The 13,214-nt window shown below is 64.5% G+C and carries 7 protein-coding genes; all 7 read left to right on the top strand.

Annotated elements, in window-relative coordinates:
• The first annotated feature begins 36 nt into the window (after positions 1-36).
• The 7 genes from J2X20_RS02290 (at position 37) to J2X20_RS02260 (ending at position 13,201) form a co-directional block, all read left to right on the top strand.
• Positions 37-1,227 carry a FadR/GntR family transcriptional regulator gene (locus J2X20_RS02290; protein ID WP_310260285.1) on the top strand — a complete coding sequence of 397 codons (1,191 nt, stop codon included), beginning with the start codon at positions 37-39 and terminating at the stop codon, positions 1,225-1,227.
• Positions 1,196-2,851, top strand: a complete 1,656-nt coding sequence (locus tag J2X20_RS02285; RefSeq protein ID WP_310260283.1) for a hypothetical protein — start codon at positions 1,196-1,198, stop codon at positions 2,849-2,851. Before J2X20_RS02290 ends, J2X20_RS02285 begins: the two co-directional genes overlap by 32 nt.
• Positions 2,852-2,993: 142 nt before the next feature.
• Positions 2,994-6,083 (top strand): TonB-dependent receptor, encoded by a 3,090-nt coding sequence (locus J2X20_RS02280; protein WP_310260281.1) that lies wholly within the window; start codon positions 2,994-2,996, stop codon positions 6,081-6,083.
• 48 nt (positions 6,084-6,131) lie between these two features.
• Positions 6,132-7,604, top strand: coding sequence for a tryptophan halogenase family protein (locus tag J2X20_RS02275; protein ID WP_310260277.1), 1,473 nt, complete (start codon positions 6,132-6,134; stop codon positions 7,602-7,604).
• Between the two features lie 135 nt (positions 7,605-7,739).
• Complete coding sequence (locus J2X20_RS02270) at positions 7,740-9,749, top strand: family 43 glycosylhydrolase (protein WP_310260275.1); 2,010 nt, start codon at positions 7,740-7,742, stop codon at positions 9,747-9,749.
• A 56-nt stretch (positions 9,750-9,805) separates the two neighbouring features.
• Positions 9,806-11,398, top strand: coding sequence for a glycoside hydrolase family 43 protein (locus tag J2X20_RS02265; RefSeq protein ID WP_310260272.1), 1,593 nt, complete (start codon positions 9,806-9,808; stop codon positions 11,396-11,398).
• A 177-nt stretch (positions 11,399-11,575) separates the two neighbouring features.
• On the top strand, positions 11,576-13,201 hold the full coding sequence (locus J2X20_RS02260; RefSeq protein ID WP_310260269.1) for a glycoside hydrolase family 43 protein: 1,626 nt from the start codon (positions 11,576-11,578) through the stop codon (positions 13,199-13,201).
• Positions 13,202-13,214 lie beyond the last annotated feature (13 nt).

Below are 13,214 nucleotides of genomic sequence, written 5' to 3'. Positions count from 1 at the left end.
AGCAGCCGCCGTCAGAAATAGGAGCCTACGGAGGCCATGTCAATTCATCAGGGGAGCGTCGAGACCCGCCGCTCGTACGAGCGGACTGCTGACCGAATCAGGGCGCTGATAGGGGCAGGGCGTCTGAAGGAAGGCGCGCGGCTTCCCGCTGTGCGCGATCTCGCCTCCCAGCTCGGGGTGTCACGACAATCCCTTCGTGAGGCGCTGATCGCGCTGGAGATTGACGGCCTCATCGAAATCCGCGGAAAGGTAGGCATCTACGTCTGCCCGTCTGCCCGTCGCCGTGACCTTTGGGCACTGAACGTCGGGGGCAGCCCGGGGGAATTTCTGCAAGCGCGAGTTGTACTCGAGAGCGAAGTGACGATGCTCGCCGCCGCTCGCGTCAGTTCCCTAGGACTGCAGCGGGTCGAGGAAGCTTTGGAAGAAATGCGGGATGGGCTTGCTAGAGGATACGAGCCAGTCGAGGCGGACCGACGATTTCATCTCAGCATCGCCGAGCAGAGCGCGAATTCAGTACTGGTCGAAATGATCGGAGCACTGTTCGACGCTTGGCACCCGATGTCATCGCGAACGCGCATGCGCGTCGAAACGGTACGCAATTGGCAATCTGTCCTGCACGAACATGAGTCGATCCTTCGGGCACTCAAATCGCGCCATCCGCAGGCCGCCGCTGCGGAGATGTGCCTTCATCTGCAGTCGTCCCATGGACGCTGGATCGGCGAACCGACGCCCCCGAGCTCTCCGTCAGTCCTGAGCTCGCCAAGACGTGTTTCCGGCCTCGACGCGAAAGGGGCGAGGTCGGACACAGTCCGGCGGAATTTGATTTCGCTTGATGATTCTGCGGCGAATCATTGGTTTTGTCTTGGAACCAGTGGGAGCAAACCTGGGTCGCCATGCACAGCCACAGCCGGGGCCAGCGCAGGCTCGCCAATCCGCATGCCCGCGGAGGCGCCATGCGCACCCAGGTCGGTAGTTCAGGGGGCTGCCCACATGGAGGGCGGCCATGAATCCGCGCCTGTGCCATGGGCTGGAGTGGTGGGACCCGACCACGATTGCCAAGCAAGCCGAGCGAGGTGCATTTCACTCGGAACCAGTTCGTTCAACGACCGAATCGGGTCCGAGCTCGAGGAAGCGATGTCGCTGCAAGTACTGCAGTTGGAACAGCTACCGGTGATTTCAAAAAAGGAGACAGCACGTGACGAAAAAGTCGATTCCACACGCCCATAAGTTGACCGCTGTAGCGGCATGCGCTTTTTTGGCCGCTTGCGGAGGCGGAGGTGGCAGCGATGGTGGCGGAGGGTCTGAGGGGCGCTTCCAGGCCATCAGCTTCAGCTATCCAGGCGGCAACACCTTGTTGAATGGCCCGACGACTTTGTCGGCCACCGCGACTTCCGGATTGCCGGTCAGTTTCCGCACTGGCACTCCCACCACCTGCACGGTCGCGGACAACCAGGTGACGCTGGTGGCTGCAGGGGAGTGCCTCGTCATCGCGAGTCAACCCGGCGGGGTCGGCTCGGACGGCACCAAATGGGCAGCCGCAGACGATACGAGCCAACTGTTTGTTGTGTTGAAGCATGAACAACGCCCGCTGGTGCCGGTGGGTGTTGTTCTGCGGGCGGCGGCGCCCGTGAGCCTCACGCTTTCAGACAAGACCGACGGCGGAAATCCGGCGACCTACACGTCGACAACACCCTCCGTCTGCACCGTCAGCGGCAAGACGCTGAATGTCTTGGGCGAGGGCTTTTGCGCGCTTGGGGTGACCGCGCCGGAAAACGCCTCGTATGCAGCGATGACCAAGGGGCAGGCCTTCATTCAAATCGGGCCCATGCCGCCTTCGGTGGTCCCGTTGCAGGGCGCGACTCAGACGGTCGCGCTGGGATCGGTCGATGCCAATGGCAACGCCCTGACGTACGCGAGTACCACGCCCACGGTTTGCACGGTGGTGGGCAATGAGCTTCGGTTGAACGCCAAGGGCGGCTGCGCGGTGACCCTGTCCAGCGCCGCGGGCACTTCCGAGAATCTTCAGTTGGTCGTCGACCCGCTGCTGGTCTCGAGTGGGTTCATGCCGGGCAGCAGCGTCGGGTGGACGGAGTCCCTCAAGACCTGGCAAGGCGGTCGTGTGACCACCAACCCCTGGAGCAGCACCCTGGGCGCGGGCTGGGAACGCTGCAACCCCACCACCGACGACGGTGTGAGTACGGAGAACTGGTGCTACAGCAAGGTCTCCGACGACGGTTTGTCTCTCGTCTCTGCGCTGCACCTTCCCGACAGCAGGTGGACGCCGGGCAACTGGCAGTACGGCTTCAATCGCATCGAGATCTTTTCGCCCAACCTCTTTGCGTTTGATTCGGCAGGCGATACCAAAGGTGGACTGAAGCTGGCTTCCGAGAAGACGCTGAACTTCACGTTGGGCGTCAACGCTGATCTCTACTCGGCCGGCAAACCCATCGTCGTGCACCTGGATCTGGCCAAGCGCAACAACGATTGCAACGTCACGCTGAGCACCTTGGTGTGGGTCCCGAAGTCGGGGATGGTCAGCTATGCCGTGCCGCTGAGCAACTTCGCGGTGACTGCGGCGTGCGGCCTCTCGGGTGTCACCGAGGCCTCTCTGGACAACGACGTGCGCAAGCTGCCGAACCCGTATGACAGCACGGGCGCGCCTGTCAACGACGCCGCGTTCCAGGCGGCCCTGGAAAAGATCGCGGCCTCGCGCGCCTCGGCTGGGACGCTGCTGCAGTCCTCCAGCGTCGTGCGCACGCGCTTCTGGCTGATGGACATCAACGAGAACAACAAGACCGGCGGCATCACGGCCTCCGACCTGACCGTCAACGGCCTCATCTACTTCCAATAACCCAGTTCGCGCGCGGGCGTCGCGTGCCAGGACCAGCCTCCCGCGTTGATCGGGACAGTGCCACGGCATCCGATGCCGAGAAGGCGGAGCCGCCCGCACGGGCGGGCTGCCGCCGGACTCATCGAAGGAATACGGAGACACCATGAAAAAACAGTTCCGCACCACTGCCGTCCACCGCGGCATGGTCCACATGATGCTGCTGACCGTCGGGGGTGCCGCGCTGGCGCAGTCGCCCGCTGAAAAGCCGCCTGCAAGCCTGGACACCGTCGTTGTCACCGGGCAGCGCGCAGCGCTGCAAACGGCTCAGAAGATCAAGCAGAACGCCGAGGAAATCGTCGACTCGGTCGTTGCGGAAGAGGCCGGCAAGCTGCCGGACAAGTCCATCACCGAAGTGCTGCAGCGCGTCGTCGGCGTCATCATCGACCGCAACAAGTCACGCGGCGACCCGGAGCACTTCTCCGTCGAAGGCTCGGGCATCAGCGTGCGCGGCCTCAGCTGGGGCTCTTCGCTGCTGAATGGCCGTGAGTCCTTCTCGGCCGGTTGGCCGGGCCGCGAGCTGAGCTGGGGCGACATTCCACCCGAGCTGATGGCCGGCGTCGATGTCTACAAGAACCCCTCCAGCGAGATCATCGAAGGCGGCGTCAGCGGCACGGTGAACCTGCGCACGGCCTTGCCCTTTGACTACAAGGCGACCAAGGCCTACATGTCCGTCGGCAACAACTACGTGCAGCGCTCGGGCAAGAACTCGCCCAACCTGTCGGGGCTGTATACCACGCAATGGAATACGGATATTGGCCGTGTCGGCGTTCTGCTGGACCTGTCCTATAACCACTCCAGCTTCCAGAACGAGAGCATCCAGCTGGATGCCTACTACCCTCGCACAGACCTGATCGCTGGTCAGGTGGCGTGGGCGCCGAAATCGGCCTCCTTCCGCAATAACACCGGCGACAACGAACGCGCCGGCTTCTACGGCGCGCTGCAGTGGAAGAAGGGCGGCATGGACTCGTCGCTGACCTATTTCGTGTCGGGCGCACGTGAGACGGGCAGCGAGCAGGGCTTCTACACCGGTGTGGAGAACCCCTACAAGTCGACGATCGCCGATGCGAAATACGACGCTAACAACGTGCTGACCTCTGGCACCTACACCTATCTGACCGGCGCCGGGGCAAACACCTCCCCGCTCGGCGGCCTGGGCCTGCAAATCACGCGCGGCTGGAACCAGACGACTTCAAAGACCGGTGAACTGGCCTGGAACTTCAAGTGGGCCATCAACGACCAGTGGTTGGTGCAGAACGACGTTCAATGGGTCCATGCGAAGAACGATGCCGTCGGCCGCAACCTGCAGCTGGGCACATTCGTGCCCAGCATGAGCATCGATGTGCCCGGAAAGAGCCCGGTGCGCATCGGGTTCGACCAGACCAGCAGAGATTTCCTGGCCAAGCCGGAAAACTATTACTGGAATCTGGTCATGCCGAGCGCGAGCAAGGCCGATGCCGACCTGTACGCCTGGAAGGCAGACGCGCGCTACCGTTTTGACGACCCGATCCTGCGTGACATCCGTGTCGGCGTGCGCGCCACCTACCGTGTCGCGCGCCACTACGAGGCCTCGGGCAACGGCTGGACGTCCGTTGCCGAACCCTGGAACGTCAAGCAGAACATCAAGCCGGGCCAGATGCCCCCGGACGACGGCACATGGCAGTCACGCGGAAGCTTCGCCTACATGGGCGACCCACGCTACCAGGGCGTGCCGGTCGAAACGTTCAACTTCGGCAACTTCTACGGGGGCAAGGTGGGCACGCTGCCGAACATCGTCATGCCGACGATCGGTGCCGTGCGCGACTACCCGAACGCGTACAAGACGCTGGTCAATGACTACGGCTACCAGCAATGCCTGGACGGCAACAAGCTGTACCCGAGCAAGCCGGCGTGCAAGTTGTCAGACTACGAGGATCGCTTCAAGACGCTGGTCTACGACGGCGATCCGTCCAAAACAAGCACGCACAGCGAACAGACCGATGCCGTCTACACCACGCTGCGCTTCGGCTTCGACGACTGGAAGTTCCCGCTCGAGGGCAATGCGGGCGTGCGCGTCGTGCTGACCCGCGACGTCTCGCACGGCTACTCGGTTTTCGAGACGAAATACGACGTGAATTCGCCGCCCGATCTGCCGCGTTTCGACCTCACGCAACCTATCGACGTGCAGAACCAGTTCGTCAAGGTGCTGCCGTCGCTCAACCTGAAGATGAACTTCACCGACAGGTTGCAGGCCCGCCTGGCGATGGCCCAGAGCATGAACCGACCCGGCTTCAACCAGCTGGGCGAATACATCAAGCTGCAGCAGAACTACAACTTCGAGAAGAAGACGCTCACCTACACCGGCAACAACACCGGTAACGTCAAGCTCAAGCCGATCACGGCCAACAGCTATGACCTGGCGCTGGAGTGGTACCCGCGTGACGGCCAGTCGCTCACGGCCACGGCGTTCCATAAGGACGTCAAGGACGTCATCATGAACAGCGCCTACAGCCGTGCCTACGACAGCACGGGCGGCAACCCGCAGATCTTCGCGATCACCGGTCCCGCCAACGTGGGCAAGGCCAAGGTCGGCGGCCTGGAGGTTGCAGGCATGACCTATCTGGACAAGCTTGCGTTCCTGGAAGGCGTGCTGCCGGATTGGGCCAAGGGCATTGGCGTGTCGGCCAACTACACCTACATCGACGCCAAGCAAAGCCTGTACAAGCAGATCTACAACCCCTATTGCGATGCAGGCAGGGCGACGACGAATGGCACCCTGCACCTGTTCGGCTGCGACACCAATGGCCTGCCGTTCAGTGATCTGCCGCTGCCTTACATGGCCAAGAACGCGTACAACTTTGTCCTGATGTACGACCGCGGTCCGCTGTCGGCGCGGCTGGCCTACAACTGGCACAGCCGCATCCTTCAGTCGGCAGACGCCAATGGCACACGCGGCGAGGATGCGACGAGCGCGGACCCGTCGCGCCCGGGTGCCCAGGATGTGGGCTGGGGACTGCCAACCTGGCAGGAGGCATTCGGCCAGTGGGACGCAGGCATGAACTACAGGTTCAGCGACGCGCTGAGCATGTCGCTCAACGTGACGAACCTGAACAACGTCATCGTGCGCCAAACGCAGCAGCAGCATATCGGCGTGATGGGACGCGCGTGGTTCTACCCCGGCCGCAGCTACTCGCTGAGCGCACGCTACGAGTTCTGAAGAGGCCACCCGTTCGTTCAAGGCGCCAAGGAACTTGGCAGGGTCTCAATGACGCAGAAAGTTGATCGCATCGTCGTCGTGGGCGGTGGCAGCGCGGGCTGGATGGTGGCCGCGGCGCTGGTCACCGGGCTGAAGGGCCGCGCCGCCGTCGAGGTGGTCGAGTCCGAGGACATAGGCATCGTCGGCGTGGGTGAAGCCACCTTCCCGTCCATCCGCAGCTACAACCAGCTGATCGGCATCGACGAGCGCGATTTCATGCGCGCCACGAACGGCACCTACAAACTGGGCATTCGCTTTTGCGACTGGCTGACGGTGGGGCAGGACTACTTCCACACCTTCGGCCACTTCGGCAACCTGTTCGGTTCGCAGACGCTGTGGGCCCAGCATCGGCGCATGGGGTTGACGGAGCCGCTGGGCGTGCAGTGCGTGCCGACGGTGATGGCGATGAAGGGGCGCTTCGTTCTGCCCAGCGAGCAGGCGCAGTTCAAATACGCCTACCACTTCGATGCGATCCAGTACGCCGCCTTCCTGCGCAAGCTGGCCATGCAGCGCGGTGCCCGCCACACGCAGGGGCGCATCACCGAGGTGTCACGCCGCGCCGATGGCGGCGTGGCCGCCGTGCAGTTGGAGGATGGCCGGCGCATCGAAGGCGACCTGTTCGTCGACTGCTCGGGCTTTCGTTCGCTGCTGTTGGGCCAGGCGCTGGAAGAGCCCTTCGTCGACTTCAGCCACTGGTTGCCCGTCGATGGCGCATGGGCCTGCCCCACGGAGCGGGTCGGCGAGGAACTGGCCCCGTACACGCAAGCCACGGCGCTGGAAGGGGGCTGGGCATGGCGTATCCCGCTGCAGAACCGCACGGGGCACGGCCATGTCTTCGCGAGCCGCTTTATCGACCCCGATCGGGCACGCGAACAACTGCTGGCCCGGCTCGACGGCAAGCCGCTCGGCGAACCGCGGCTGCTGCGTTTCACCACCGGCCACCGCGAACGCTTCTGGGTGCACAACGTCGTCGCCATCGGCTTGTCCTCCGGCTTCCTGGAGCCGCTCGAGTCCACCAGCATCTACCTGATCCAGGACGGCATCGCCCGTCTCATGACCCTGTTGACCGCCGGCCGACCGGTGGACGAGAACGACCGGGCCCTGTTCAACGACGGCGCGGCGCGCCGCTTCGCGCGCATCCGCGACTTCATCATCCTGCACTACTGCCTGACACGCCGCCGGGACAGCGAGTTGTGGCGCCATGTATCGTCGATGGAGTTGCCCGAAACCTTGGCCTTCCGGATGGAACTGTGGCGCCGCTACGGCGTGCTGCACGAGTACGACGAAGAAGGGTTCGACGCCACCAGCTGGCTGGCCATCCACGCCGGCATGGAGCACTGGCCGCAGCGCAACGATCCGGTCTTTGCGGAGATTCCGCCAGAGCGCGCCATGCAGGCGCTGGACCAGCGTCGCAAAGCCATTGCAGCCTCGGTGGAGCACATGCCGCAGCACCACCGCACGCTGCTCAAGATGCTGGGCTGACCCATGAGAAAACCATCTGCTGCACGCACGCCGGCGTCAGCTCGAACTGATCAACCTGAAAGGTCAAGCGCCATGCGGCATGGGTCGAGATCGCCCGCAGTTTTCATATCCAGGCTGGTGTCATGCATCGCCTTGATGCTGCTGCCCTGCGCGGTGTCGGCAACAGCGTTGAAGGGCGGGGCGCCTGCGACCTGGACGCCGGACAACGGCAACGGCACCTTCACCAATCCCCTGTTCTATGACGAGTTTTCGGATCCGGACCTGATTCGCGTCGGCGACTGGTTCTATCTGACCGGCACCACCATGCACGCGATGCCGGGCCTGCCTATCCTGCGCTCAAAGGACCTGGTCAACTGGGAGTTCGTCGCCTATGCCATGGACAGGCTCGACCTCGGTCCGGCCTACCGGCTGGAGGACGGCAAGCACATCTACGGCCAGGGCATCTGGGCGCCGTCCTTGCGCTACCACGCAGGCAAGTTCTACATCTTCGCGAACGTCAACGGCCAGGCGACCCAGATGTTCACGGCCACCGATCCGAAGGGTCCCTGGACGCGCACGCCGATGAAGCGCGGCTTCCACGACCTGTCCGTCCTGTTCGACGACGACGGCAGGGCCTACGTCGTCTGGGGTCACCAGACGATGCGCCTGGCCCAGCTGACGGACGACCTGACCGACGTCGTGCCGGGCACCGAGCGCGTCTTGTTCACCAAAGACGCCGGCATGGGGGAGGGCGCGCACTTCTACAAGATCGACGGCAAGTACTACATCATCAGCGCCAATTACGCGGGCGGCTTTCGCATGCCGGCGGCACGGGCGGATCATGTGCTGGGGCCGTACGAGGTCCATCAAGCGATCAGCCTGCACGAGGACTTCGGCATGGCGTCAAGCAAGCGCCTGGGCAGCCCCGAGCCGCCGTTCGAGACCTGGGGGCCTGACCCCGCCGCCAAACACAGCCTGGCATTGCACCAGGGGGGCATCGTCCAGACGCCAGCGGGCGAATGGTGGGGCTTTTCGATGATGGACTTCAACTCCGTCGGCCGCCTACTCAGCCTGTCTCCCATCACCTGGAAAGACGGCTGGCCCTACTTCGGATTGCCGGGCAATCTGACACGCACGCCGCGGACCTGGGTGAAGCCCAAGACCACCACGCCGCAGCCGGTGCACGTGCCCTTTCAGCGCAGCGACGATTTTTCGACGCGGCAGCTCCAGCCGATCTGGCAATGGAACCATGTCCCCGTCGACGACAAGTGGTCGTTGTCGGAACGGCCGGGGTTCCTGCGGCTTCACGCCCTGCCGGCAACCTCGTTCTACGACGCGCGCAACACGCTGACGCAGCGGGCCATCGGCCCGATGTCGACGCCGACCGTCCTGCTTGATGCGTCGAACCTGAAGCCGGGCGACACCGCCGGCCTGGGCCTGCTCAATCTCCCTTATGCGACTTTGGGCGTCGAGAAACTCGCCGATGAACTCAACGTCGTTTTCCATGACCAGCGCCTGGACCAGCGGGTGAGGGTGAAGGTGACCGGGACGCGCATCTGGCTGCGTGCCGATTGCGACTTCCTCACCGAACTCGCGCGCTTCAGCTATTCGGTTGACGGCACCACCTTCACGCCTATCGGCAACGAGGTCGTGATGCTCTACCAGACCTTCACCTTCCAGGGCGTTCGCTATGGATTGTTCAACTACAACACGACCGGCGCCGAGGGCGGCTTTGCCGACTTCGACAGCATCGACGTGAATCAGCCATATACACACGGCCTGATGCGGCCCATTCCCTACGGCCAATCGATCTGGCTGACATCGTTTCGCGCGACGACCGGACTGGCGGCCAGCGATGGGCGCCTGACCTCGGGTATCCCGACGCGATTCGTGATCGCCGACCGCAAAGTGGGCCGCGTCGCTCTGCGAGCGGGCCGACGCTTTGTCACGGTCGATAAGGACGGAGGCGTGATGCTCATGGCCCGCCAGTCCGGCACGGCACAAACCTTCCAATGGATTGAAACGCCAACGGGGGAACTCGTGCTGATGTCATTGACCACAAACCGCTTCCTGCGCATCGATCCGCAGACGGGAGATATCCGGGCCGACAGCCCCGGCCCCATGCCGGACAACAGCGATGGCGCGCGCTTTATCTGGTCGCAGTAAGAAGGCGCGGCACGGCGATTCACCTGCGACAACCTATTGAAAGTTCACACCTCACCATGCGCCTCTTCAATCTGCTGCCTCTCGTCACTCTTTGCGGGGCCGCGCTCGCCTGCGGTTCCGCGCCAGCCGCGGAACCGCCGCCCGGCGCCAATCCGATACTGCGCGACCGCTTCACCGCCGACCCCGCGCCGCTGCTCGTGGGCGACACGGTCTACCTTTACGTCGGCCGTGACGAGGCCAAGGGCGACGACTTCTTCCTCATGAAGGAGTGGCTGGCCTATTCGTCCAAGGACCTGCGCCACTGGACCGCCCACGGCGCCTTCATGAAGCCCACCGACTTCAAGTGGGCGATTGGCGATGCGTGGGCCGCACAGGTGGTGCAGCGCAACGGCCGCTTCTACTTCTACGCCACCGTGCAGCACGACGACAGCCACCCAGGCAAGGCCATCGCCGTGGCGGTGGCCGACAACCCGCTGGGGCCGTTCAAGGACGCGCGCGGCTCGGCGCTGGTTACCGATGCCACGACGCCCGGGCCCTACAACTGGAACGACATCGACCCCACCGTCTTCATCGACGACGACGGCACCGCCTGGCTGGCCTGGGGCAACCCGGTGCTCTACCTGGCGAAGCTGAAGGCCAGCATGACCGAGCTGGACGGCCCCATCGAGAAGATCGCGCTGCCCAACTACACCGAGGGGCCGTGGCTGTCCAAGCGCAAGGGTCTGTACTACATGACCTACGCCTCCATGGCGCACCAGAACGTCTGGGAGCACTTGTCCTATGCCACCGCGCCCAGCCCGCGCGGGCCTTGGACCTACCAGGGCGTGCTGACCGGCCCGACGAAAGACAGCTTCACCATCCACGCCGGCATCCTCGACGACTTCAAGGGCCAGTCCTACCTCTTCTATCACAACGGCGCGGTGACGCTGACCGACGGCCAGAAGGGCAACGGCAACCGCCGCTCCGTCACGATGGAGTACCTCTACTACGACGCCGACGGCCGCATGTGGCCCGTCACGCAGACCGAGGCCGGCATCAGCACGCCGCCCAAGCCGCCCACCGGGAAGGCGCCCGCGCTGCCCGACCCGGGCCGCTCCGACCCCCGCGTGGCCGTCCAGCAGTTCGCTCAGGGCTATCCCGACACCTGGCCGGGCAGCCCGGCGCTGGCTTCCGTCACCCGGCCTTTCGAGCAGGCCCCTGAGCCCGTGGGCTTCCACCGCGACGGCGGCGGCGCCGGCCGCCTGGCGCAGACCTTCGTGCCGCGCGCTGACATCCCATTGGGCCGGCTCAGCCTGTACGCCGGCGACGGCCATGGCACGGATGCCACGCACTCGCTGCGGCTGTCACTGCGCGACGTGGAGGCCGGCACCGAACTGCTCGGCGCCGGTGAGGGTCTGGCCATCGCCTACCGGCCGCAAGGGGCGGGGCTGCTGAGCTTTGATTTCAGCGCCCATCCGGCCGTCGTGCTGAAGTCGGGTCGCCGCTACGCACTGGCGCTGCAGGGCGAGAAGGACGCGCTGACGATCAATCTGCGCGCCAGCCGCAGCGACGTCTATGCCGACGGCGAGGCCAGCATGGACGACCGGCCGCTGAAGGACCGTGAGAGCGGCCGCACCGCGGACTTCGCGTTCGCGCTTTACGCGCGCTAAATGGGCTGAAACCGCCGCAGACAGCCTGCGCCAGCCTGCGCCTGGCCGCCGCCCGCGAGAGCGCGGCGGCAGGCCTGAGCCGCATTCAGCGACCGATGCGCTGGCACGCAACAAGTACTCCGCAGACAAAACATGCACAAGCACCCTGGCAGCCCGAGCCGCCGTCCCACCCGTCTCATGAACCGCCTGATTTTTTCCCTGCTGATGGCCCTCATCCTCTCCGTCGGGTCACAGGCCGTTCTTGCGACAGGGGCGGCTCCAGCTGCGAAGTCGGCACAGGCGACTCCTGCCCACAACCCCCTGATCTGGGCCGACGTCCCGGACATCGCCATCATCCGTGTGGGCAAGACCTACTACATGAGCAGCACGACGATGCACATGAGCCCGGGCTTGCCGATCATGAAGTCGACGGACCTGGTGAACTGGAGCATGGCCTCCTACGCCTATCAGACCCTGGCCGACAACGAAGCCTTCCGCCTCGAGAACGGCAAGAACGCCTACGGTGCAGGCTCCTGGGCGAGCAGCCTGCGCTATCACGATGGCGTGTTCTATGCCTCGACGTTCGCCGCCACCAGCGGTGGACGTACCCATGTCTACACGACGCGCGACCCAGAACGCGGCCCGTGGAAGGAGACGAATTTCGAGCCTTTGATGCACGACCACAGCCTGTTCTTCGACGATGACGGTCGCGTCTACATGGTTTACGGGGGCGGTCGCATCACGCTCATGGAGCTCAAACCCGACCTCTCCGGCGTCAAGCCCGGCGGCGTGAACAAGGTTCTCATCGAGAACGTCAACACCGTCTTCGGCACCGACCAGGGCGGGCTCAATGGCGAGGGCTCGCAGCTTCTCAAGGTGGACGGCCGCTACTACCTCTTCAACATCGCTTCGCCCGGAAGCCGGTGGGCGCGCACCGTCATCGTCAGCCGCGCCGACAGCATCGATGGTCCCTACGAGAGTCGCATCGCGCTCGATGACCGCGGCATCGCCCAGGGCGGCCTCATCGACACGCCGGAAGGCAAGTGGTACGCCTATCTGTTCAAGGACAACGGCGCCGTCGGTCGCATTCCCTACCTCGTGCCCGTGACCTGGAAGGACGGCTGGCCCGTGCTCGGCAAGGACGGCAAGGTGCCCATGACGCTCGACATCCCCGCTGGCACGCAGGGCGTTTCCGGGGCTTCCGGCATCGTCGCCTCGGACGAATTCGACCGCCGGCCGGGCGACCCCGCCCTGCCCCTGGCCTGGCAATGGAATCACAACCCCGAGCCGCGTGACTGGTCGCTCACCTGGCGCCCGGGACACATGAGCTTCACCACCAGCCGGACCGTTCAAACGCTGCTCGAAGCCCGGAACACACTCACCCAGCGCACGTTTGGCCCCCACAGCTCGGCCACCACCCGCATCGACGTGAGCGGCATGAAAGACGGCGACTGGGCCGGCATCGCCGCGTTTCAGAGGCAGTACGGATTCGTGGGCGTGAAGATGAGCGACGGCGCCAGATCGCTCGTGATGGTGAGCGCCGAAACCGACAAGCCCGAGGAAGTCGCGTCCATTCCCCTGGCCGGCAACACCGTCCACCTCAGGGTCGACTGCGAGTTTGAGCCCGCACCCGAGTTGGCCCGCTTCTCCTACAGCCTGGATGGAAAGACCTGGACCCCCATCGGTCGTCCCTCGCGCCTCGCGTACACGTTCCCGCACTTCATGGGATATCGCTACGGCCTCTTCTATTTCTCGACCCAGACCGCTGGCGGCCGCGTGGACTTTGACTACTACCGGGTGGCGCAAGAGAAGGATGGCCGCTGACACGACCGACTGC

The sequence above is a fragment of the Roseateles saccharophilus genome, from assembly GCF_031458095.1.
GTDB classification, from domain to species: Bacteria; Pseudomonadota; Gammaproteobacteria; order Burkholderiales; family Burkholderiaceae_C; genus Pelomonas; species Pelomonas saccharophila_A.
The sequence above is the reverse complement of the archived record's forward strand: the minus strand, read 5'-3'. Positions and strand labels throughout refer to the sequence as shown.